This is a genomic window from Methylobacterium tardum (assembly GCF_023546765.1).
Lineage (GTDB): Bacteria > Pseudomonadota > Alphaproteobacteria > Rhizobiales > Beijerinckiaceae > Methylobacterium > Methylobacterium tardum.
On sequence record NZ_CP097484.1, the window covers coordinates 4153138 to 4175225 of the forward strand.

Annotated in this window: 17 protein-coding genes and 2 pseudogenes; 10 read left to right on the plus strand and 9 right to left on the minus strand. The window is 70.6% G+C overall.

Features of this window, described 5'->3' with window-relative positions:
* Positions 1-149 precede the first annotated feature (149 nt).
* The 5 genes from M6G65_RS19815 to M6G65_RS19835 all read right to left on the minus strand — a co-directional run bounded on the left by M6G65_RS19815 (position 150) and on the right by M6G65_RS19835 (position 5420).
* Positions 150-848, minus strand: coding sequence for a class I SAM-dependent methyltransferase (locus M6G65_RS19815; RefSeq protein ID WP_250102759.1), 699 nt, complete (start codon positions 846-848; stop codon positions 150-152).
* A 204-nt stretch (positions 849-1052) separates the two neighbouring features.
* Entirely contained in the window at positions 1053-1925 is an 873-nt protein-coding gene (gene nadC / locus M6G65_RS19820) for a carboxylating nicotinate-nucleotide diphosphorylase (RefSeq protein WP_250102760.1), read from the minus strand.
* Positions 1922-3445, minus strand: coding sequence for an L-aspartate oxidase (locus M6G65_RS19825; protein WP_238196851.1), 1524 nt, complete (start codon positions 3443-3445; stop codon positions 1922-1924). Before M6G65_RS19825 ends, nadC begins: the two co-directional genes overlap by 4 nt.
* A complete protein-coding gene (gene nadA, locus M6G65_RS19830; RefSeq protein WP_250102761.1) occupies positions 3442-4458 on the minus strand; it encodes a quinolinate synthase NadA in 1017 nt (338 codons plus the stop codon). Before nadA ends, M6G65_RS19825 begins: the two co-directional genes overlap by 4 nt.
* A gap of 137 nt (positions 4459-4595) precedes the next feature.
* On the minus strand, positions 4596-5420 hold the full coding sequence (locus M6G65_RS19835; RefSeq protein ID WP_250102762.1) for an aldo/keto reductase: 825 nt from the start codon (positions 5418-5420) through the stop codon (positions 4596-4598).
* Between the two features lie 315 nt (positions 5421-5735).
* Between M6G65_RS19835 and paoA the strand changes: the two genes are divergently transcribed.
* From paoA to M6G65_RS19855, 4 genes and pseudogenes are all read left to right on the plus strand, one after another.
* The gene (gene paoA / locus M6G65_RS19840; RefSeq protein ID WP_238196848.1) at positions 5736-6386 is read left to right on the plus strand and encodes an aldehyde dehydrogenase iron-sulfur subunit PaoA; all 651 of its coding nucleotides are present in this window, start codon (positions 5736-5738) and stop codon (positions 6384-6386) included.
* Between the two features lie 9 nt (positions 6387-6395).
* Entirely contained in the window at positions 6396-7367 is a 972-nt protein-coding gene (locus M6G65_RS19845; protein WP_238196847.1) for an FAD binding domain-containing protein, read from the plus strand.
* Positions 7368-7388: 21 nt separating this feature from the next.
* Complete coding sequence (locus tag M6G65_RS19850) at positions 7389-9611, plus strand: xanthine dehydrogenase family protein molybdopterin-binding subunit (RefSeq protein ID WP_250102763.1); 2223 nt, start codon at positions 7389-7391, stop codon at positions 9609-9611.
* Positions 9612-9706: 95 nt separating this feature from the next.
* Positions 9707-11250 (plus strand): annotated as a pseudogene (locus M6G65_RS19855) (acetate--CoA ligase).
* 220 nt (positions 11251-11470) lie between these two features.
* On the opposite strand, the gene mgtE reads toward M6G65_RS19855, so the two are convergent.
* On the minus strand, positions 11471-12883 hold the full coding sequence (gene mgtE / locus M6G65_RS19865) for a magnesium transporter (RefSeq protein ID WP_430929501.1): 1413 nt from the start codon (positions 12881-12883) through the stop codon (positions 11471-11473).
* Between the two features lie 396 nt (positions 12884-13279).
* On the opposite strand from mgtE, the gene pqqA (M6G65_RS19870) reads away from it, so the two are divergent.
* Positions 13280-13369: a pyrroloquinoline quinone precursor peptide PqqA gene (gene pqqA, locus M6G65_RS19870; protein WP_007559223.1), complete on the plus strand. Its 90-nt coding sequence runs from the start codon at positions 13280-13282 to the stop codon at positions 13367-13369.
* Between the two features lie 80 nt (positions 13370-13449).
* Positions 13450-13539, plus strand: a complete 90-nt coding sequence (gene pqqA, locus M6G65_RS19875; RefSeq protein ID WP_007559223.1) for a pyrroloquinoline quinone precursor peptide PqqA — start codon at positions 13450-13452, stop codon at positions 13537-13539.
* Between the two features lie 221 nt (positions 13540-13760).
* Here the strand turns inward: pqqA (M6G65_RS19875) and M6G65_RS19880 are convergent.
* Positions 13761-15007, minus strand: a pseudogene (locus M6G65_RS19880) (NupC/NupG family nucleoside CNT transporter).
* A gap of 57 nt (positions 15008-15064) precedes the next feature.
* Positions 15065-15706: a TetR/AcrR family transcriptional regulator gene (locus tag M6G65_RS19885; RefSeq protein WP_238196842.1), complete on the minus strand. Its 642-nt coding sequence runs from the start codon at positions 15704-15706 to the stop codon at positions 15065-15067.
* A gap of 101 nt (positions 15707-15807) precedes the next feature.
* Between M6G65_RS19885 and M6G65_RS19890 the strand changes: the two genes are divergently transcribed.
* From M6G65_RS19890 to M6G65_RS19900, 3 genes are read left to right on the plus strand one after another with little or no spacing between them, the layout of a single operon-like run.
* Positions 15808-16659, plus strand: coding sequence for an SDR family NAD(P)-dependent oxidoreductase (locus tag M6G65_RS19890; RefSeq protein WP_238196841.1), 852 nt, complete (start codon positions 15808-15810; stop codon positions 16657-16659).
* 1 nt (position 16660) lies between these two features.
* On the plus strand, positions 16661-17569 hold the full coding sequence (locus M6G65_RS19895; RefSeq protein WP_238196840.1) for an alpha/beta hydrolase: 909 nt from the start codon (positions 16661-16663) through the stop codon (positions 17567-17569).
* On the plus strand, positions 17566-19044 hold the full coding sequence (locus tag M6G65_RS19900; protein WP_238196839.1) for a flavin-containing monooxygenase: 1479 nt from the start codon (positions 17566-17568) through the stop codon (positions 19042-19044). The genes M6G65_RS19895 and M6G65_RS19900 overlap by 4 nt, the downstream gene beginning before the upstream one ends.
* Positions 19045-19059: 15 nt before the next feature.
* Here M6G65_RS19900 and M6G65_RS19905 read toward each other — a convergent pair whose 3' ends face one another.
* Complete coding sequence (locus M6G65_RS19905) at positions 19060-19713, minus strand: protein-L-isoaspartate O-methyltransferase family protein (protein WP_238196838.1); 654 nt, start codon at positions 19711-19713, stop codon at positions 19060-19062.
* A gap of 296 nt (positions 19714-20009) precedes the next feature.
* Here M6G65_RS19905 and M6G65_RS19910 point away from each other — a divergent pair, with 296 nt between their 5' ends.
* Complete coding sequence (locus tag M6G65_RS19910; RefSeq protein WP_250102765.1) at positions 20010-21986, plus strand: alpha/beta hydrolase domain-containing protein; 1977 nt, start codon at positions 20010-20012, stop codon at positions 21984-21986.
* Positions 21987-22088: the final 102 nt, after the last annotated feature.

The following is a 22088-nucleotide window of genomic DNA, read 5'->3' on the forward strand; positions in this document are numbered from 1 at the left end:
GAAGGAACTACGATGAAGGCTTGTCACCGTCCGTGATGACGATCGCGTGAAACCGGCGCGTCAGAGCACGGCCTCACGGTCCCGCCGGAGTTCCGCGACGAAGGCCATCGACGCGAAGGCTGGTCCGATGGGGACCCGCCCGCACCGTGTCAGCGCACCGGCGGTTTGCTGAGGACCACGACGGACTGACCGAGCATGGTGCCCGACGGCCAAGGGGCGGCGGGCCCGTCGACGAACTGCGCGATTTCGAACCCGAGATGACCGGCCCAGATCTCCCAGACGCTCCGCTCAATGAACGTGTTGAGGTGAGGCACCGAACTGGTGCGTTGCTCGCCCACGGTCGTCGTGAAGATGCCCCAATGCGAGGGGGTGCTGAATTCGAGAAAGGACGCAACGACGCGCCCGCCCGGACGCAGCGCGCGATACATCTCCTCAAGATAGATGTAGCACTCGGTGTGCAGCAGATGCGTGAAGATGCTGAAGGCCGCAAACAGATCGACGCTGTCGTCTGCAACGGGCAGAGATAGCTGGTTGTTCTTCACGAAACGATAGCTGTTCGGACATTTGGTTTTCGCGTAGTTCAGCAGATCCTGAACGACGTCGAGACCCAGATAAGTGATCCGGGTTTCTTTCGCGAGATTGACCGCCAGGCGGCCGGACCCGCGCCCGAAATCGGCGACCGAATCCCCGTCCTTCAATCCGAAATGCTTCAGGATCTCGCACTCAACCGCGCCGATGCGATCATAGTCGCCGCCGACGGCCCGGCTCATGGCCTCGTCGAGAGGCAAGTCGCGCATCAGCTGGCGGACGAACTGCTCGTAGTCTTCGGCGAAGTGAAACTTCGCCATCCGGGCCACCTCGATCGATGGGTTAGTGACGAGGCTCCGGCTTTCTGGCCCCGCGGTCGAGCGGGGAAAAGCCTGCGCGACGCGAACGTCGTTGTGTCAGCTTTCCCGCGGTCGCGATAGCAGCAACACCGAGGCGCGGGATGAGACGCCCGGGCGCCGGTGTGCTGCCCCGGCTTCAGCTCCGCAGGTCGGGACAGCGCCGCCTCAAGCGGCGTCGAGGCCGAGGTCGATGATCGCGGCCGAGTGGGTGATCCAGCCGCAGGAGATCAGATCGACCCCGGACGCCGCGACCGCGCCCACTGTCTCGCGGGTGATCCGGCCCGAGGCCTCGGAGAGCGCCCGGCCGTCGATCATCGCCACCGCGCGGGTGAGCTGGTCGGGGTTCATGTTGTCGAGGAGCACGGCGTCGACCCCGACCGAGAGCGCCTCCTCCAGCTGCTCCAGGCTGTCGACTTCGCACTCGATCTTCACGAGATGACCGGCCCGGGACCGGGCGCGCTCGATCGCCGGGACGATGCCGCCGGCCACCGCCACGTGGTTGTCCTTGATCAGCACCGCGTCGCCGAGGCCGAAGCGGTGGTTCGAGCCGCCGCCGGCCCGGACCGCGTGCTTCTCCAGGGCGCGCAGGCCCGGCGTGGTCTTGCGGGTGCAGACGATCGAAGCCTTGCCGTGCGGGCGCGCTGCCGCGACAAGGCCGTGTGTGGCGGTCGCGACGCCCGACATGCGGCAGAGCAGGTTGAGGGCGACGCGCTCGGCGGTGAGGATCGCCCGCGCCGGCCCGTCCAGGCGCAGGACCACGTCGCCCGGCGCGACGCGGGTGCCGTCGCCGCGCTCGACCGTGACGGTCACGGCCGGGTCGACCAGCGCGAACGCGATGGCGGCGGCGTCGGTGCCGGAGATCACGCCATCCTGGCGGGAGGCGATCACGCCGCGCATCCGCTCGCCCGGGGGCACGATGGCGTCGGTGGTGATGTCGCCGGCCCGGCCGAGATCCTCCAGCAGGGCGGCGCGCACCACCGGCTCGACCAGGAGTCGCGGCAGGGGCAGGATCTCCTCGGAGAGCACCGATCGGGTCATGGCGTCAGGGCCTCCTTGGCGGTCTCACGACCGCTCTGCGCGGCCCGGAGTTCGGTCAGCGCGGTCTCGGTGTGAACCGGGGCTGCGAGATGCGGATAGTCGCTCCGCCAATGGGCACCGCGGCTCTCCTGGCGTTCCAGCGCGCCGCGGGCGATCAGCAGCGCCACCAGCGCCGCGTCGCAGGATTCCGCCTCGGGCGTCAGCGCGGCCACCGCCCCAGCAAGACCGGCAGCGTCGCGCACGACCCCGACCTGGCGGTCCATCAGGGTGCGGATCGCCGGCAGGTCGCCGGAGGTCCGGACGGTCACGGCTTGCGGCACGATGGCCGCCGGCGGCGGCGCGTCGAGCCCGTCGGCGATGAAGCGCGCATAGGCGAGCCCCTCCAGCAGCGAGTTGCTGGCGAGCCGGTTGGCGCCGTGCAGGCCCGTGGAGGAGACCTCGCCGCAGGCATAGAGGCCCGCCACCGAGGTGGCGCCGTGCGCGTCTACCTTCACGCCGCCCATGTGGTAGTGCGCCGCCGGGCGGACCGGGATCGGCTGCACCGCGGGGTCGATGCCGGCAGCGGCGCAGAGGCCCGCCACCGTCGGAAAGCGCGTCGGCATCGCGGCGCCGAGCGTTCCGCGGGCGTCGAGATAGACCGTGCGGCCCCGCTGCAGCGCCTGAAAGATGCCGCGGGCGACCACGTCGCGAGGGGCGAGATCGCCGCCCGCGACGCCGGCCATCACGGGAGCGCCGGTCTCATCGATCAGACGGGCGCCCTCACCGCGCAGAGCCTCGGTGGCGAGCGGCATCGGATCGGAACCGGTCGCGATGGCGGTCGGGTGGAACTGCACGAATTCCATATCGCGCATCACCGCTCCGGCGCGGGCGGCGAGCGCCAGCCCGCGTCCGACCGCGCCCGGCGGGTTGGTGGTGGCCGCGTACAGGGCTCCGACGCCGCCGGTGGCCAGCACCACGGCGCGGGCCGGGATGCGGAACAGGGCGCCGTCGCGCTCGGCGACGATCCCAGCCACGGCCCCGTTCGTATCCCGGAGCAGGTCGCAGGCGCGCGCCGTGACGACCTCGATGGAGGGTGTCGCCAGCACGGCCCGGACAAGCCCTTCGAGGACGCGCGCGCCGGTGGCATCGCCGCCGGAGCGGACGATCCGGCGGCGGCCGTGCGCGGCCTCCAGCCCGAGGGCGAGCGCCCCATCGCCGGTCCGGTCGAACGGTACGCCGATCCGCACCAGCCAGTCGATCAGTGCCGGCCCTTCCTGCGCGACGCGGAGCGCGACGTCGGGCTCGGTCAGCCCGGCGCCGGCCGCTTCCGTGTCGGCGGCGTGCAGCGCGGCCGCATCGTCGGCGCCGACCGCGGCGGCGATGCCGCCCTGCGCCCAGCCGGTGGCCGTGCCGAGACCGAGGGGCGAGGCGCTGAGAAGCGTCACCGGGCGGGGCGCGAGGCGCAGCGCGACGCTCAGCCCCGCGACGCCGCCGCCGACCACGACGACGCGGTCGGCGGCGTTGGGCGAGATCGCGTTCATCGCGTGCGCACCTGGAGCATGCGCTCCACCGCCGCCCGGGCGCGGTCGGCCAGCGCCGGATCGACCGTGACCTCGTGGGTCATCGTCTCGAGCGACCGACGGATGTTCGCCAAGCTCATCCGCTTCATGTGCGGGCACATGTTGCAGGGCTTGATGAACTCGATGTCCGGGTTCTGTGCCGCGATGTTGTCGGCCATCGAGCACTCGGTGACGAGCACCACCTGCTTCGGCCGCTTCTCGGCGACGAAGTCCATCATCATCGCGGTCGAGCCGGAAAAGTCCGACTCGGCCACCACGTCCGGCGGGCATTCCGGGTGCGCGATGACGGTGACACCGGGATAGCTGTCGCGGACGTCGCGGATGTCGGCCGGCGTGAAGCGCTCGTGCACCTCGCAATGGCCGGCCCAGGTCAAGATCTCGACCTCGGGGATCTCGGCCTGGACGTTCTGCGCCAGGAACTCGTCCGGGATCATCAGAACTCGCGGGGCGTTCAGCGACTTCACCACCGCGACCGCGTTGCCGGAGGTGCAGCACAGGTCCGACTCGGCCTTCACGGCCGCCGAGGTGTTCACGTAGGTGACGATCGGAACGCCCGGGTACTTGGCGCGCAGGCCGCGCACGTCCGCGGCGGTGATCGAATCGGCCAGCGAGCAGCCCGCACCCATGTCGGGGATCAGCACGGTCTTGCTCGGGTTCAGGAGCTTGGCCGTCTCGGCCATGAAGTGGACGCCCGCCAGCACGATCACGTCGGCGTCGACGTTCACCGCCTCGCGGGCGAGCGCGAGGCTGTCGCCGACGATGTCGGCCACCGTGTGGAAGATCTCGGGCGCTTGATAGTTGTGCGCCAGGATCACGGCGTTGCGCTCCCGCTTCAGGCGCAGGATCGCCTCGATGTCCGGAGCCAGCGCCGGCCACTCGATTGCCGGAACGTGCCGGCTGACACGGGCGTAGAGATCCGGAAGCGGCAGGCCCGGGATGGGCGTGCGGGAGACGGGTGCAACGGTCGCCGCCATGGCGTCCTCCATTATGCTCAGTTTGAGCATTGTGCCGTCTAACTTATGGGGGCCGGAGGCGCCTGTCCAGATATGCTAGCTGTGAGCATAAATCTTTTGCGGCGCGATGTTATGCTGCGCCGCCGAAGACCGAAGGGTCAGCAGAAGGTGGCGGGGTCGGGTCCGATCCGGCCGTCGGGCCGATCCACGGCCGCGATCTTCTCCATCTCGTCGGCCGCGAGTTCGAAATCGGACAGCGCGATGTTCTCGAGGATGCGCTCGGGCCGAGCGGTCTTCGGGATGGCCACGCAGCCGATCTGAATTTGCCAGCGCAGCACCACCTGGGCGGGGCTCTTCCCGTGGGCTTTCGCGATCGCCACGATGACCGGGTCGTTCAGCTCCTTGCCCTGTCCCAGTGGGCTCCAGGATTCGGTCACGATCCCGCGACTGGAATCGTCGGCCCGCGGCGCCTTGCGCTGGAAGTGCGGGTGCAGCTCGATCTGATTCACCGCGGGCGCGACGCCCGTTTCGCCGATCAGTGTGGCGATGTGCTCGGGCGTGAAGTTCGAGACACCGATCGACTTTGCGCGCCCCTCTTCACGGAGCTGGATCAGGGTCTTCCACGTCTCGACGAACAGGCGCCGCTGTGGGCACGGCCAGTGGATCAGGTAGAGATCGACATAGGACAGGCCGAGTCGCTGCAGGCTCTCGCCGAAGGCACGCCGCGTCTCGTCGCGACCCTGGCGGTCGTTCCAGAGCTTGGTGGTCAGGACGATCTCGTCCCGGGGCACTTGCGCGTCGCGGACAGCGCGGCCGACGCCGGCCTCGTTGCCGTAGATGGCGGCGGTGTCGATCAGGCGATAGCCGGCCTGGAGAGCCCGGCCGACGAGGTCCGGCGCCTGCGCGTCCGAGAGCTGCCAGCAGCCGTAGCCGATCTGCGGGATGCGGCGCCCGTCGTTGAGCGGCAGGGTCGGGACGGCCATGGGGCGAGACTCCGGTGTCGTTGTCCGATCAACCCAAATGCTGCCAGCGGGACGCGTTCCAAGGCGCCACCGCCTTCGCGAGCAACGCGAAGCAATCCGGCGGCGCTACGGTCACCGATGTCGCCCTGCCCTGGGTCGCTTCGCTGTGCTCGCGAGGACGAACTGCCGGAGTCCAGCACGCGACGCCGTGCAGCCGCGAAGCCGCGGTGAACGGGCGCAGTCTGGACCGGATCTAATCCGGCGAGCTGGGCGTTGGCACACCGGATTCCAGACTGCGTCGCGCCGTGATGCGTTGCGCACGGGCGGGATAACAGCATGACAGACGCGACTTCGAAGAAGCCGTTCGCCTTGACGCGGCGGGCCGTGGTGGAGGGCTGCGCCGCGGCCGGGGCGCTCGGCGCCCTCGGTCTCCGGCCTGCGCCCGCAGCGGCGGCGCCGGGCGATCCAGCCCCGCAGACCATCCCGGTGCGGCTCACGATCAACGGTCAGCCGCGGGACCTCGTCCTCGACACGCGCACGACGCTGCTCGATGCCCTGCGCGAGCATCTGGCGCTCACCGGCACCAAGAAGGGCTGCGACCACGGCCAGTGCGGCGCCTGCACGGTGCTGGTGGATGGTCGGCGGATCAATTCCTGCTTGACCCTCGCGGCGATGCACGAGGGCGATCAGGTCACCACGATCGAGGGGCTCGCCACCGGCGACCAGCTCCACCCGATGCAGGCGGCCTTTCTGGAGCATGATGGCTTCCAGTGCGGCTACTGCACGCCGGGCCAGATCTGCTCGTCGGTCGGCATGCTGAGCGAGGCCAAGGCCGGCTGGCCGAGCCACGTCACCGAGGACGTCGCGTCAACGCCGACGCTCAGCGATGCCGAGATCCGCGAGCGCATGAGCGGCAACATCTGCCGCTGCAGCGCCTACCCGAACATCGTCGCGGCGATCCGCGACACCGCCGCCAGCAACCTCTGAGGGGCGGACATGAAGGCTTTCACGTACGAGCGTCCGGCCACGGTTCAGGACGCCGCGAAGCTCGCGGCCGAGCGGCCGAACGCCAAGTTCATCGCCGGCGGCACCAACCTCCTCGACCTGATGAAGCTCCAGATCGAGACCCCGGCGACGCTGATCGACGTCAACCGGCTGCCGCTCGACAAGGTCGAGGCCACGCAGGAGGGCGGCCTGCGCGTCGGCGCGCTGGTGCGCAACTCCGACCTCGCCGCCGACCCGCGGGTGCGGAAGGACTACGCCGTTCTGGCGAAGGCGCTGCTGGCCGGCGCGTCGGGGCAGCTGCGCAACAAGGCGACCACCGCCGGCAATCTGCTCCAGCGGACGCGCTGCTACTACTTCTACGACACCGCCATGCCCTGCAATAAGCGCGAGCCCGGCTCCGGCTGCTCGGCGATCGGCGGGTTCAACCGGATCATGGCGGTCGTCGGCGCGAGCGAGGCCTGCATCGCCACCAACCCGTCCGACATGGCGGTCGCCATGCGGGCGCTCGACGCCACCGTGGAGACGATGAACCCGGACGGGCAATCGCGAAAAATCCCGATCGCCGACTTCCACAAGCTGCCCGGCGACACCCCGCAGATCGAGACCGAGCTGCGCAAGGGCGAGATCATCACCGCCGTCACGCTGCCGAAGCCTGTGGCCGGCACGCACATCTACCGCAAGGTCCGCGACCGGGCGTCCTACGCGTTCGCCACCGTGTCGGTGGCCGCGGTGATCGCCGGTGAAGGCGGTAAGCCGGCAGCCGCGCGCCTCGCCTTCGGCGGGCTGGCGCACAAGCCCTGGCGGGTCGCCGAAGCCGAGACCGCCCTGGTCCAGACCGGATCCGCCGACGCCGCCGCCGACGCGGTGCTCAAGGGCGCCCGCGGCTACGGCAGCAACGACTTCAAGATCCCGCTGACCCGGCGGACCCTGCGCGCCGTCGTGGCGCAGGCGACCCGCGCGTAGACTCCGGCAAGGACCGTTCCCATGGAGATGAACCAGCCGATCGGCCGGACGCCCCTCGACGACCGGCCCGACGGGCTCGTCGGCAAGCCGCTGAACCGGGTCGAAGGCAAGCTCAAGGTCACGGGCCGCGCGCCCTACGCCTACGAGACCCGGGCGCTCGAGAACCCCGCCTACGGCTTCATCGTGCCGGCGACGATCGCCTCCGGCACGATCCGCTCGATCGACGCGGAGGCCGCCCGCAAGGCGCCGGGCACGATCCTGGTCCTGACCCATGAGAACGTGCCCGAGCAGGGCGAGAAGAAGGAGCAGGTCTGGCCGCAGCTCCAGGGAACCGAGGTCAGGTTCTACGGGCAGCCCGTCGCCTTCGTGGTGGCCGAGACCTTCGAGCAGGCCCGCGCCGCAGCGATGCTGGTCAAGGTCCGGTACGACGCGGCCAAGCCCAAGGGGCTGCTCAAGGACAGCTTGGCGGCCGCCTACGAGCCGAAGCCGGTCAACTCGCCGCCCGATTCCAAGCTCGGTGATTTCGACGCGGCCTTCGCAGCCGCACCGGTGAAGCTCGACGTGGAATACGTCACGCCGAACCAGATCCACGCGCAGATGGAGCCGCATGCCACCATCGCTGCCTGGGACGGCGACGGCGTCGTGCTGCACACGTCGAACCAGATGCCGAACCGGGGCCAGAAGGCGCTCGGCTCGGTGCTGAAGCTGCCGCCCGAGAAGGTGCGGATCGTGAGCCCCTATATCGGCGGCGGCTTCGGCGCGAAGCTCCAGGTCCAGCCGGAAGCCACGCTCGCGATCCTGGCTTCGAAGGTCATCCAACGGCCCGTGAAGGTGGCGCTGACCCGGCAGCAGGAATTCCACGTCGCGACCCACCGCACCGACACGATCCAGCGGATTCGGCTCGGTGCCGACACGGAGGGGCGCCTCTCGGCGATCAGCCACGAATCCTGGTCCGACACCGCCGAGGGTGACGGCTTCTTCGAGACCTCCGCCAACGTCACCCGCTCGCTCTACGCGGCGCAGAACCGCGTGACGCGTCACCGACTCGTGAACCTCAACATGCCCATCGCCTCGTCGATGCGTGCCCCCGGCGAGGCCGTGGGCCAGCTCGCCTTCGAGTGCGCCATGGACGAGCTGGCCGAGCAGCTGAAGGTCGATCCGATCGAGCTGCGGGTGCGCAACGAGCCGGCCGAGGATCCCGAGAAGAGGGTGCCGTTCTCCACGCGCCAGCTCGTGCCCTGCATGCGCGAGGGCGCCCGCCTGTTCGGCTGGGACAAGCGGCAGACGGCGGGCAGCCGGCGCGAGGGCAACTGGCTCGTCGGCATGGGCATGTCGGCCGCCGCCCGCCTCAACCCGCTGATGCCGTCCGCCGCCAAGGTGCGGCTCGGGCCGGACGGCGTGCTGGTGGTGCGGATGGCGATGACCGATCCCGGCACCGGCACCTACACGATCCTCACCCAGATCGCCGGCGAGATGCTGGGGCTGCCGCCCGAGCGCGTGCGGGTCGAGATGGGGGATACCGATTTTCCCTTCGCCTCCGGGTCCGGCGGCTCGTTCGGCGCCGCCTCGGCCGGCTCGGCCCTGTACGTGGCCTGCGACAACCTCCGTCTGGCCCTGCTCAAGGCCGGGGACCTCAACCCGGACGGGGCGACGTTCCGCGACGGCGCGGTCACGTCGGGCAACCGCACGGAGGCGCTCACCGACCTCGCCGGCTCGGGGCTGGAAGCGGCGGGTGAGATCAAGCCCGGCGAGATGAAGCAGAAGTTCTCGCAGTATTCCTACGGCGCCCACTTCGCCGAGGTCGGTGTCGACGTCGATACCGGCGAGATCCGGCTGCGGCGGATGCTCGGCGTCTTCACCGGCGGGCGCATCCTCAACGCCAAGACCGCGCGCAGCCAGGCAATCGGCGGCATGACCTTCGGGGTCGGCGCGGCGCTGATGGAGGATGCGGTGGTCGATCCGCGCTACAGCTACTTCGTCAACCACGACATGGCCGAGTACCACGTGCCCGTGCACGCCGATCTGCCGGAAATCGACGCGGTGTTCCTGCCCGAGCTCGGCGACAAGGCGAACCCGCTGAAGAGCAAGGGCCTCGGCGAACTCGGCATCTGCGGCGCCGGCGCATCGCTCGCCAACGCCATCTACAACGCCACCGGGATCCGGGTCCGGGAGTACCCGCTGACCCTCGACAAGATGCTCAAGGGCTTCGAGGAGCAGGAGGGACAGGCGCAGCGGCGGACGTGATCCGGAGCTGCTGCGCGCGGCACCCCGCCGAAGGTTGACGGACAGGCGCCCAGGCAGGACACCCGGCCAAAAGCCCGAATGCGGGGGAGTGCCCGGTGCCCGAGAGCCTGTCCAACGACCGCCAGCCGCCCGCGCGGTTCAACGCCGCGCGGTACTGCCTCGCCGAGAACGCGCGCCTGCGCGCCGACAAGACCGCCCTCGTTCTGGTCGGGGACGGGACGGCCGACCGCCTCAGCTTCGGCGCGGTGGAGCGTTCGGCGCGCGCGATCGCGGCGGGCCTCCTCGGTCTGGGGCTCAAGCCCGGCGACCGGGTGATGATCCGGATGGGCAACGAGGCCGATTACGTCCTCGTCTATTTCGGCGCGCTGGCGGCCGGCCTCGTCGCCCTGCCCTCCTCGCCGCAGCTCACCGAGGCCGAGGCGGCGTTCCTGATGGAGAATTCCGCCGCCGCCGCCGTTGTGGTCGGCAGCGGCTGCACGGTCGCACCCGAAGCCCTGGGCGACCGCATCCTGCTCGACGCCGCCGCCATCGCGCGGATGAAGGCGGGGCCGCCCCTGCCCGACTACACCGACACCGCCGCCGACGATCCGGCGATGCTGATCTACACCTCCGGCACCACCAGCCGGCCCAAGGGCGTGCTTCACGCCCACCGCGCCGCCTACGGCCGCCGGCCGATGCTCGACCACTGGCTCGGACTCTCCGAGTCCGACGTGATGCTGCACATGCCGGCACCATGAACTGGACCTACACGCTGGGCGTGGGCCTCAGCGATCCGTGGTCGGTGGGCGCCACCGCGGTGCTCTACAACGGACCGCGCGATCCCGCGGTCTGGCCGCGCCTGATCGCGCAGTACGGCGCCACCCTGTTCGCCGCCGTCCCGACGCTCTACCGCCAGATCCTCAAGTACGGCGATCTCGGCGCGCACGACTTGTCGAGCCTGCGCCATGGCTGCACTGCGGGGGAGCCGCTCCCGGTCGAGTTGCTCGACGCCTGGACGCGCGCGACGGGCAAGCCCCTCTACGAAGCGCTCGGGATGAGCGAGATCTCGACCTACATCTCCAGCGGCCCGACGATCCCGGTGCGGCCCGGCTCGCCCGGCAAGCCGCAACCCGGCCGGCGGGTGGCGATCCTCCCAACGGAGGGCGATGCCGTTCCTCTGCCGGCGGGCGAAACCGGCCTGCTCGCCGTCCATCGGTCCGAGCCGGCGCTGATGCTGGGCTACTGGAACCGCCCCGACGAGGAGGCCGAGGTGATGCGCGGCGAGTGGTTCGTCGGCGGCGACCTCGCGCGGCTCGACGCGGACGGCTACCTCTGGTTCGAGGGCCGCAACAACGATCTGATGAAGGCGATGGGCTACCGGGTCTCGCCCAACGAGGTCGAGGTGGTGCTCTCCGCCCATCCCGCGGTGGCCGAGGTCGGCGTAGCCGAGTTGCCGGTGCGGGCCGACGTCTCGGTGATCTGCGGTTTCGTGGTACTCCAGCCCGACGCCGAGCCCGACGCCGCGGCCCTGCTCGCGTGGTGCGCCGAGCGGCTTGCCGCGTACAAGCGCCCGCGCGAGATCCGCTTCCTCGACGCCCTGCCGCGTACGGCGAACGGGAAAGTTCAGAGGAAGCGCTTGGCCGAGACCGTGTCACGGTGAGGAGCCCGGTACGGGTGCGATCCGCGGCTCCGGTTCGCCGCCTCGCAGCCGTTCCATCCCGTCATCCCGGGGCCGCGCAGCGGAGCCCGGAATCCAGAGCCTCTGCCGCTGCACGATCCTGGCGCGTCGGTGCGTCTGGATTCCGGGCTCGCCTGCGGCGCCCCGGAATGACGGCGCGGGTTCACGAGCCACAGAGGGGCCGCGCCCGGCGTAGACGCCCCTACAGCAGCGTCCCGCGCAGGATCAGCAGCGCCACCGAGAAGTAGATGACGAGTCCGGTCACATCGACCAGGGTCGCCACGAACGGCGCCGAGGCGGTGGCCGGATCGAAGCCGATCCGCTGGAGCAGGAACGGCAGCATCGAGCCGGACAGCGACCCGAACGTCACGATCCCGACGAGCGCCGCGCCGACCGTGGCGGCGACCAGCGGCCAGTGCTCGCCGTAATCGTAGAGGCCGAGCTTCTGCCAGGCCACGATCCGGATCACCGCGATGATGCCGAGGATCGCTCCGAGGAAGATCCCGGTCGGCAATTCGCGCAAGGCCACCCGCCACCAGTCGCGCAGGCGGATCTGGTGCAGCGCCAGCGCCCGGATCAGCAGCGAGGTCGCCTGCGAGCCGGAATTGCCGCCCGAGCTCATGATCAGCGGGATGAACAGCGTCAGGACGATCGCCTTCTCCAGCTCGCCCTCGAAGCCCTGCATGGCCGAGGCGGTCAGCATCTCCGACAGGAACAGCGCGCACAGCCAGCCGGCCCGCTTCCGGATCATCGTGAAGAAGCCGATATCCATGTAGGGCTCGGGGAGCGCCTCCATGCCGCCGAAGCGCTGCACGTCCTGCGTCTGCTTCTCGATCATCGCGTCGATCATGTCGCCGACCGTGACGATGCCGATCACGTGGCCGACCGCATCGACCACCGGTAGCGCCAGCAGGTCGTACTTGGAGATCAGCCGGGCCGCCTCCTCGCGGCTCGCCGTCGGCGAGACGGCGAGCGGCCGCCGCCCGGGCGCGACGCTCAGCACGTTGTCGTTCGGGTCCCCCGAGATCAGCCGGCGCAGGGGCACCGCCTTGGTGAGGGCGCGGGTTCGGGGATCGAGCACGAAGATCGCGTAGATGGTCTCGCGGGTCTTCTCGACGTGGCGGATGTGCTCCAGGGTCTGGCCGACCGTCCAGGTGCCCGGCACGGTGACGAACTCGGTGGTCATCAGCGAGCCGACCGTCTCCTCGCCGTAGGCCGAGAGCCGGTCCACGGCGCCCCGGGTCTCGGCATCGAGGCGGGCGCGCAGGTCGGAGCGGCCCGGCTCCTCGATCTCGCGGAACACGTCGGTCACCCGGTCGGCCGACATGCCCGACAGGTAGCCCGCGACCCGGTCGCGCGGCAGCATCTCGATGATGTCGGCGACGCAGTCGAGCTCCGGCTGGTCGAGCACCTCGATCGCCCGCTCCATCGGCAGGCCCAGCAGGATGGCGGCGGCGACCTCGGGAGCCTCGTCGTTGAGCTTCTCGGCGATGTCGGGGGCGCGCTCATCCGAGAGCCGCGCGGCCAGCACGGACGGGTCAACGCGCGTGTCGAAGAGGGCGATCTCGTTCATGGCCTCGCCTCGTGGGTTACGAGACGACGCGTCGCCGGTCATCCTGGGTCAGGGCCGTGGCCGGCAGCCGCGCCGGTCGCCCCGCGGCCAGGCCTCTCAGCGGCTCAGGCGGGACGACGGCACGGGGCCGGGCACGGCAGGCACGATCGGTCGGGCACGTCGCTTCGCGGGTCGCTGCTGAATGGGAGCACGGCGTCGCCGGAGACGATGTCGCGCGGCTGCGTCGTGCGCCCGCGCGGAAAGCCCGTCAAGCCGAAACCGTTCCCGATTCCGCGCCTTCCGACCATCCGCCTCACTCCGCGCGCGGGTGTCACACCGCGGCACCAGCGTGCGCCCCGATCAGGGCCGCGTCCCTATGAGAAATATAAGTGTTGCGCTCGCTTGTATTGCGTCCAAGATATTGCCTATATGCACTCAGCAACAGCGAGGAGAAACGCCATGGCCTGGTCCGCCCCGATCGTGTCCGAGATCTGCGTCGGCATGGAAGTCACCAGCTACGAGTCGGCTGAGATCGACACCTTCAACTAAGTCTCTGCGGTCCGAGGCGGATCGTGCCTCGGTCATCGCGGTCTCCAACTAAAATTCCCGAATCTCGTCAGGAGGAAAACATGGCTTGGTCTGCCCCGATCGTTTCCGAGATCTGCGTCGGCATGGAAGTCACCAGCTACGAGTCGGCTGAGATCGACACCTTCAACTAAGTCGGCGACAGCACGGTTTGAGCGCCGCTTCATTCGAAGCGGCGCTTTTCGTTTGTGCAGTGTCGTGACCGGCGCATCTAGCGCGTCAGACCTTCCGGCAAGCGACCGTGGGTGCCGCAAACTCCGGATTGTCGTGCCGGCTGCGCCTACGAGACGCCCAGCCGAACCGGAACGGTTGTTGGATGCCGGCCCCCAAGGACGCTGGGGCCGCCGAGGCCGAATCAGCTCACGAAGAGCCCCGCGATGGCCGCGCTCGTGAGATTCGAGAGGGACCCCGCCAGGATCGCCCGGAGCCCGTAGCGCGCGACCTCGGAGCGGCGCTCGGGGACGAGGCTCGAGAAGCTCGCGAGCTGGATCGCGATCGACGCGAAATTCGCGAAGCCGCACAGGGCGAAGCAGACGATGGCCTGCGAGCGCGGGTCGAGCGTGCCGGCCTTCAGGGTCGGTGACAGGTTGGCGTAGGCGAAGAATTCGTTGAAGGCGAGCTTCTGGCCGATCGCGCCGCCGACCAGCGCCGCGTGCTCCCACGGCACACCGAGAAGCCACGCCAGGGGGCTCAGCACCCAGCCGAGCACGCCCTCGAACGAGGCGCCGGGATAGCCGAGCCAGCTCCCCGCGGTGCCGAGAAGCCCGTCCGCCAGCGCGATCAGCCCCACGAAGGCGATCAGCATGGCGCCGACCGAGACGGCCACCGCCAGCCCCTCTGCGTGCCGTCCGCCGCCGCCTCGATGATGTTGGCGGCACGGGTTTCGCCGAACTCCACCCGGGTGGTGGCGATCCGGGTCGGCTCGGTCGAGGGCATGAGGATCTTGGCGTAGAGCAGGCCGCCGGGGATCGCCATCACCGAGGCGGCGAGCAGGTAGGTCATCGGGACACCGAGGGCGGCGTAGCCGGCCAGGATCGAGCCCGCCGTCGGCGAGGCGCCGCTCGACATGACCGCGAACAGCTCGGCCCCGGTCAGGAGCGCGAGGAACGGGCGCAGAGCCACCGCGATCTCGCTCTGGCCGATGGCGATCGTGATGACGGCGGCGAAGGACTCGATCGGCGCGGTGCCGAGGATCCGCTGGAGGACCGCACCGAGGCCGCGGGCCAGGGCCTGCATCAGGCCGACATGATAGAGCACCGCGATCAGGGCCGAGACGTAGAGGATCTGCGGCAGCACGCGCAGCGCCAGGATGAAGCCCGAGCCCCCGAACAGCTCGAACATCTTCGGCTCGGCGAGGCCGCCGAACAGGAAGGCCGTGCCGCGGTCGCCGTAGGACAGCACCGTCACCACCACGTCGGCGGCCGCAACCAGCGCGGCCTGTCCGGCGGGCAGGAACAGGACCAGCGCCCCGAGACCCACCTGCAGCGCGAGGGCCGTCAGCACGACCCGCGGGCGGATCGCCCGGCGGTTGGTGGAGAACAGGGCCGCGACGGCGAGCAGCAGCAGGAGGCTGAGGCTGGCATGGGTCAGGCGGTCGAGCATCGCGTCCTTCGGGTCCGAGCTTGGCCGGCGCTTATGGAAGGTTCGGGCCAGCGACCGTCAATCCGGGCGATCCGGCGCGAGATAGGGGGTGAACAGGTCGCGGACCTGGGCGAAGCCCCAGTCGAGATCGGCCTCGGTCAGCGCGGTACCACCCTGGGGGCGATGGCTCATCCAGTGGCTGGACACGATCCAGGCATTGTCGATGAGGCGCCCGAGGGCGTCGGGGCCGATCCGGAGCCGCCCGGCTCGCGCCGCCGCCTCGAAGACGCCGCGGGCCAGTTCCTGGGTCCGCGCCCGCAGCGCATGGACACGCGGGCGCAGGGCCGGCGCGATCTCCACCATGGCGATCCCGTCCCGGTAGACGCAGCGGTAGCGCCAGATCAGGTCGAACCACGCTCGCTGGTAGGCGAGCAGCGCCTCCGGTGCCGCGGGATCCGCCGGCATTTGGCCGGCGACCGCCACGGCCTCCGCCTCGAAGCCCGCGAACATCGCCTCCACGAGGCCACTCTTGCGCGGGAAATGATATTGCAGGTTGCCCTCGCGGATCCCCGTGGCCGCGGCGATCTCCGCGGTCGTCACCCGGCCCAGGCCGCGGGCGTTGAACAGCGCCAGGCTCACCGCCAGGATCCGGTCGCGCGTGCTCGGCGCGGCCAGGGCCGGCGCCCGCTCCTCCTTCAGTGATGCTCGGCCCCGCGCCATCGTCCATCGTCTCGTCTAGGGTGTTCACCCTAGACAACCTCCGGAGCGGAGGCTATCCCTCGTTCAAGGCCCGGACCAACCGGCACGACGGGAGGCACAGCTTGGCTCAGCGGTTTCAGCTCGCAGGCGCGGTCGCGCTGATCACCGGCGCGGCGAGCGGCATCGGAGCCGCCCTGGCGGCGGGTCTGGCCGCCAAGGGCTGCAGCCTGCTGCTGGTGGACCGGGATCCGGTCGGCCTCGAGGACGTCGCCGGGCAGATCCGGGCGCGCGGCGCCACGGTCGAGACCCGGATCGTCGATCTCGTGGATGCGGACGCGATCCGCGCGCTGCCAGACTGGGCCCAGGACCGGTTCGGGCGCCTCGACATCCTGATCAACAATGCCGGCGTGGCGCTCGGCGGCCGGTTCGACGAGACGCATCTCGAAGATTTCGAGTGGCTGATGGACATCAACCTGCGCGCGGTCGTGCGGATGTGCCACGCCTTCCTGCCGATGCTGCGCGCCCGCCCGGCGGCGCAGATCGTCAACCTGTCGAGCCTGTTCGGGCTGATCGCGCCGCCTGGCCAAGTCGCCTACTGCACCAGCAAGTTCGGGGTCCGGGGTTTCTCCGAGGCCCTGCGCCATGAATACGAGGGCACCGGGCTCGGGATCACGGTCGTCCATCCGGGCGGCGTCGCCACCGCCATCTCCCGCAACGCCCGCGGCCGGCGGCCGCCCTCCGATCCCGAGGCGGCCAAGCGTGCGGCGGTCGAAGACGAGAAGGGGCGCGAGGCCTTCGGCAAGCTCCTGACGCTGCCCCCCGCCGACGCCGCGGACGCGATCATCCGCGGCATCGAGGCCCGGGCGCCGCGCATCGTCATCGGCAAGGATGCCCGGAACGCGGCGCTGATCCAGCGGCTGATGCCGGTCGGCTACTGGAAGACGATCGTGCGGCTGTCGGGCGGGAACCTCTGAGATGGCGAGCCTGCGCGCCTATATCGGCGCCTACATGATCCGCAGCCGGATCCGCGGGCCGCTGGCCCGGGCGCGGGACGCCGCCGCCTTCCGCCGCATCTTCGAGGCGCCCGCCTTCCCCGATCCCAAGGGCGTGACCTACGAGCCCGGGACCGTCGGCGGCGTCCGGGGCGAGTGGGTGCGGCCGAAATCCGGGCCCGGCCAGCGGATGCTCTACATCCACGGCGGTGGCTTCATCGCCTGCTCGCCGCGCACGCATCGCCCCGTGACCGGCGCGCTGGCGCTGCGCGGCTTCACGATCTTCGCTCCGGATTACCGCCTCGCCCCCGAGCACCCGTTCCCCGCCGCCGTCGAGGACGTCGTGGCGGTGTGGCGGGCCTTCAGCGCCGAGGGAGCGGCCTGCTTGGCCGGCGAATCGGCCGGCGGCAACCTCGCCCTGGTCCTGATGGGCGAGGCTCGCGACCGTGGCCTGCCGATGCCCTGGGCCGCCGCCCTGTTCTCCCCCGCCACCGACTTCGTCTCCGAGGACGGCTCGCGGGTGACGAATGCCTGGCGCGACGCGATGTTCGACCCGCAGGCGCTCGCGGCGATCCGGCCGATGTATCTCGGCAAGGCCGACCCCGCCGACCCGCGGATCTCGCCGATCTACGGCGACCCGACCGGCCTCCCGCCGCTGCTGTTCCACGTGGGCGACCGCGAGATCCTGCGCGACGATTCCGTGCGCATGGCGGAGCGGGCCCGGGCGGCCGGGGTCGAGGCGGAATTGACGGTCTTCCCCGTCGTCTCCCATGCCTGGCAGTTCGCCGCCCATATCCTGCCGGAGGCGCGCATCTCCCTCGACGCGGCCGCCGCCTTCCTGAAGGCCCGCGCGCCGAAAGCCCACGCCAGCTCCGGGAGCCTCGTGCCATGACCGATCCTGCGCGCGGAACCGCCCCTGAACCGCTGGCGGTCCTCATCGTCGGCGCCGGATTCTCCGGCCTTGCCATGGCGATCCGCTGCCGGCAGGCGGGGATCGGGCCGCTGCGGGTGATCGAGAAGAGCGGCGGCCTCGGCGGCACGTGGCACGACAACACCTATCCGGGCGCGGCCTGCGACGTGCCCTCGCATCTCTACTCCCTCTCCTTCGCCCCGAAGGCCGACTGGAGCCGGATGTACGCCCCGCAGCCGGAGATCCTCGCCTATCTGCGCGAGACCGCCGAGCGCCACGGGCTGATGCCGCTGATCCAGCTCCGGACCACCTTCCAGGGCGCGACCTGGGACGAGGCGCGCGCCCTCTGGCACGTCGAGACAGACCGGGGGCCGGTCACCGCGCGGGCGATCGTCTCCGGCATGGGCGGCCTGCACCACCCGGCCTATCCGGACATTCCCGGCCGCGAGTCCTTCGCAGGCCCCGCCTTCCACACGGCGGCGTGGGATCATGCCGTCGACCTCGCCGGAAAGCGCGTCGGGGTGATCGGCACGGGGGCGAGCGCGGTCCAAGTGGTGCCGGAACTCGCCGCAATCGCCAGCCACTTGACCCTGTTCCAGCGCACACCGCCCTGGATCATGCCCAAGAACGACCATGCCATCGCGGAGCGCGCCAAGGATCGGTACCGGAAGATCCCGTTCGCCCGGCAGCTGGAGCGGGCGCGGCTGTTCTGGCTCCACGAGGTCCGCGCCCTTTTGGGCTTCACCAAGGTCTCGAAGCTGACCGGCCAGGCCGAAGGCTTGGCGCGCCGGCACCTCGCCAAGGCGATCCGGGACCCGGACCTGCGTGCGAAGCTGACGCCGAACTATCGGCTCGGCTGCAAGCGGGTGCTGATCTCCGACGATTACTACCCGGCCCTCCAGCGCCCGAACGTCACCCTGGAAACGGGCTCGATCGCGCGGATCACGCCGACCGGCCTCGTCACGGAAGACGGCCACACGCTCGACCTGGACGTGATCGTCTACGCCACCGGCTTCGACGTCACCGCGACCTTCGCGCGGATGAACCTCGTGGGGCGCGGCGGCCTGCGGCTGACCGAGGCCTGGGCGGGCGGCATGGGCGCCTACCAGGGCATCACCGTCGCGGGCTTTCCCAACTACTTCATGCTGCTCGGGCCGAATACCGGGCTCGGCCACAACTCGGTCGTGTCGATGATCGAGGTCCAGGTGCAGCACGTGCTCGACTGCCTGAAGGCCCTGCGCCGGGGCGCCCGGGCCATCGAGGTCCGCCCGGAGGCGCAGGCGCGCTTCCTCGACCGGATCCGCACCCGGATGGCCGACAGCATCTGGCAGGCCGGCGGCTGCAAAAGCTGGTATCTCGACGCGCAGGGTCGGAACACGACCCTGTGGCCGGACTCGGTGATGGCCTACCGCCGCAGCGCCCGCCGGGCCCGGATGGCCGATTACCGGTTGGGCTGACGTCCCGTCAGGCGCTCAGAACGCGAAGCCGGCCTCTTCCGCGAAGGCGTCGAGGCCGGGGAGCGAGGCGTCGAACAGCGGACGTGCCCCGAACGCGTCGCCGGCGCGGACGAACAGCGTCACCTTCGCGTTGCGGTGCGGGCCCATCACGCAGACGAGGCGGCCATCGTCCTTCAGCTGCTCCAGCAGCGCCTGCGGACGCACCTCGACGCGGCCGTTGACCAGGATCACGTCGAACGGCGCCTGCTTGGGCGCGCCGGCGCCGATCGGGCCCTCGACCACCTGGACGGCGGTGCCGAGCCGGCTGCGCGCCTCGGCGGCGAGTTCGGGAACCGATTCCAGCGCGGTCACCTGGGCGCCGAGATGCGCCATGACCGACGCGGCGTAGCCGTAGCCGCTGGCGACATCGAGAGCGGTGACGCCCGGCCGGATCCGCAGGGCCTGGATCATCCGCGCCAGCACCATCGGCGCCGGCATGCAGCGGCTCTCGCCGCCGGCCGGACCGATATGCAAGGTCTGGTCGATATACGCGAAGGGCTCGCGGTCCTTGGGAACGAAGGTCTCGCGCGCCACGGTGTCGAACGCGTCGAGCACCGTGTTTTCGTTCACGTCGAAGGTCCGCAACTGGCAGTCGACCATCATCCGCCGCGCCTGCGCGTAATCGATCATCGAACCCTGTCCTCGAACCGGATCGGAACGCCGCGTCGGCCGGCCCCGGCGGCCGGCCGGCGCCCCGGCCAAGCCTAAGCTTCCCGGATGGGGGGCGTTTTCGGAGATCGTTGCCCAAAACGCAAGGTGAGCGCGTGCGCAGCCGTCCGCGCGTGCCCAGGCCCGCTCCGGTCTGGTCGCTGACGGAAATTTGTAACGCTGGCGTTTAGAATGCCGTCGACATGGAGCGCACGCGCGACGCTTAATCCGCTCCATGGCCCTGAGGGCCTCAGAAAGAAGGCATTCGGGGGTCAGGGATGTTTGTCCGCGCCGTGCGCTTGCGTGCCTGCGTCGCTGCCCTATGCCTCGCGGTGCCGGCCGCCACGCCGGCCACGGCCCGGATCGTGGGCCTCGACATCACTGCCGTCGAGCCGTTTGCAGGCGGTGCGAGCTTCGGAGAGACCGGCGCCTACGAGCGGGTGACAGGCTTCGCCCGCGGCGAGATCGACCCGGCGGACCCCGCCAATGCCGGCATTGCGGACATCGTGCTGGCGCCGCGCAACGCGCGCGGTCTCGCCGAGTACCGCACGGACCTGTTCATCCTCCGCCCCAAGGACCCGGCACGCGGCAGCGGCACGCTGCTCTACGAGGTGCTCAACCGCGGCCGGAAGTTCCTGTTCAACTGGGTGCTCGACGCGCCCGCCCAGGCCGCACAGGCGGTCAACGACCCGCGCGAAGCCCGGGATGCGGGCACGGCCCTGGTCCTGAACCGCGGCGACACGATCGTCTGGTCGGGCTGGGAGGCGGACGCCCTGCGCCAGAACGGCGGCATGGCGATCGACGTGCCGGTGGCCACCCGCGACGGCAAGCCGATCGTCGGCACCGTGCGCGACGAACTGGTGAGCGGAACGCGCGGCCCGACGGAGGCGCCGTTCTACCTGACCTTCGCGGCTGCCGGCACGGACCAGCCCGGCGCCACCCTGACGGTCCGGCGCCGAGAGGCCGACCCGCCTCTGCCGGTGCCGCGCGAGGCCTGGACCTTCGCGGGGCCGCGCCAGCTCATGCTGCTGCCCGCGGGCACGAAGCCCCAGCCCGGCTCGCTCTACGAGTTCACCTACGAGGCCGTCGGCCCGAAGGTTCTGGGCCTCGGCTTCGCGGCGACGCGGGATGTGGTCGCCTATCTCCGCAGGAGCGCCGCGGACAACCCGGCCGGCGGCAAGATGCAGCGCGCCTTGGCGCTCGGCATCTCGCAGAGCGGCCGCTTCCTGCGGGACTTCGTCCATCTCGGCTTCAACCGGGATGAGGCCGGCGCCCGCGTGTTCGACGGGGTGCTGGCCCATATCTCCGGGGTCGGCGGTGTCTTCCTCAACGCGCGCTTCGCCCAGCCCTCCCGGACCAACACCCAGCACGAGGATCACCTCTACCCCGAGAACGCCTTCCCGTTCTCGCCGGCCGCCCAGCACGATCCGGTGACGGGGCAGCGCGGCGCGCTTCTGCGCGGCGACGGCTTCGACCCGCTCTGGATGGAAGTGAACACCGAGACCGAGTACTGGCAGAAAGGGGCCTCCCTCCTGACCACGGATCCCCTCGGCCGCGCCGACGTGGACCTGCCGGACACGGCGCGGGCCTACCTGATCGCGGGCGGCTTCCACTACGGCCGCTCGGGCCTCGTCTCGGACAAGGGGCCGTGCGCCAATCCGCGCAACACGCTCAACCCCGGCCCGGCCCTACGCGCGCTGCTGGTCGATCTCGAGGAATGGGTGCGCGACGGCCGGGCGCCGCCGGCGAGCCGGGTGCCGCGCCGATCGGACGGGACCCTGGTCGAGCCGACCGCCACGGGCTTCCCGTACGTGCCGGGTCTCGCCGTCGCGACGTTCACCAACGCCATCGCGCGGTTTCCGACCTACGTCGATCCGCATCCCGAAGCGGGGCCGCAATACCGGCCCCTGGTTCCGCGGGTCGATGCGGACGGGCAGGCCATCGCGGGTATCCGCCTGCCCGAGGTCGCCGTGCCGCGCGGCACCTATACCGGCTGGAACCTCTACGCCGAGCCCTTCCCGGCCGGCGCGCTGTGCGATCGAGAGGGCAGCCTGCTGCCCTTCGCGGCGACGAAGGCCGAGCGCGAGGCCAAGGGCGACCCGCGGCTCTCGCTCGCCGAGCGTTACCCGGATCAGGCCGCCTATGCTGACGCCGTCGCCCGCGCCGTCGACGGGCTCGTTGCGGAGCGGCTGCTCCTGCGTGAAGATGGCGAAAGGTACGTGGAACGCGCCCGCACGGGCGCGCAGCGCCCCTAATCCGGGCGGGAGTTACGTCGCCATCGCGCTGTCGCGCCCAGGCTTGCCCGGCGGGTCGCGTCGTCGGACAGTTCGTTGAATAATGAGTGCAGAACAAGTGGG

What these genes read in the sequence shown, in the direction of transcription:
- M6G65_RS19815 (WP_250102759.1), bottom strand. Translation starts at nt 848, where the DNA reads ATGGCGAAGTTTCACTTCGCCGAAGACTACGAGCAGTTCGTCCGCCAG.
- nadC (WP_250102760.1), bottom strand. Translation starts at nt 1,925, where the DNA reads ATGACCCGATCGGTGCTCTCCGAGGAGATCCTGCCCCTGCCGCGACTC.
- M6G65_RS19825 (WP_238196851.1), bottom strand. Translation starts at nt 3,445, where the DNA reads ATGAACGCGATCTCGCCCAACGCCGCCGACCGCGTCGTCGTGGTCGGC.
- nadA (WP_250102761.1), bottom strand. Translation starts at nt 4,458, where the DNA reads ATGGCGGCGACCGTTGCACCCGTCTCCCGCACGCCCATCCCGGGCCTG.
- M6G65_RS19835 (WP_250102762.1), bottom strand. Translation starts at nt 5,420, where the DNA reads ATGGCCGTCCCGACCCTGCCGCTCAACGACGGGCGCCGCATCCCGCAG.
- paoA (WP_238196848.1), top strand. Translation starts at nt 5,736, where the DNA reads ATGACAGACGCGACTTCGAAGAAGCCGTTCGCCTTGACGCGGCGGGCC.
- M6G65_RS19845 (WP_238196847.1), top strand. Translation starts at nt 6,396, where the DNA reads ATGAAGGCTTTCACGTACGAGCGTCCGGCCACGGTTCAGGACGCCGCG.
- M6G65_RS19850 (WP_250102763.1), top strand. Translation starts at nt 7,389, where the DNA reads ATGGAGATGAACCAGCCGATCGGCCGGACGCCCCTCGACGACCGGCCC.
- mgtE (WP_430929501.1), bottom strand. Translation starts at nt 12,883, where the DNA reads ATGACCGGCGACGCGTCGTCTCGTAACCCACGAGGCGAGGCCATGAAC.
- pqqA (WP_007559223.1), top strand. Translation starts at nt 13,280, where the DNA reads ATGGCCTGGTCCGCCCCGATCGTGTCCGAGATCTGCGTCGGCATGGAA.
- pqqA (WP_007559223.1), top strand. Translation starts at nt 13,450, where the DNA reads ATGGCTTGGTCTGCCCCGATCGTTTCCGAGATCTGCGTCGGCATGGAA.
- M6G65_RS19885 (WP_238196842.1), bottom strand. Translation starts at nt 15,706, where the DNA reads ATGGCGCGGGGCCGAGCATCACTGAAGGAGGAGCGGGCGCCGGCCCTG.
- M6G65_RS19895 (WP_238196840.1), top strand. Translation starts at nt 16,661, where the DNA reads ATGGCGAGCCTGCGCGCCTATATCGGCGCCTACATGATCCGCAGCCGG.
- M6G65_RS19900 (WP_238196839.1), top strand. Translation starts at nt 17,566, where the DNA reads ATGACCGATCCTGCGCGCGGAACCGCCCCTGAACCGCTGGCGGTCCTC.
- M6G65_RS19905 (WP_238196838.1), bottom strand. Translation starts at nt 19,713, where the DNA reads ATGATCGATTACGCGCAGGCGCGGCGGATGATGGTCGACTGCCAGTTG.
- M6G65_RS19910 (WP_250102765.1), top strand. Translation starts at nt 20,010, where the DNA reads ATGTTTGTCCGCGCCGTGCGCTTGCGTGCCTGCGTCGCTGCCCTATGC.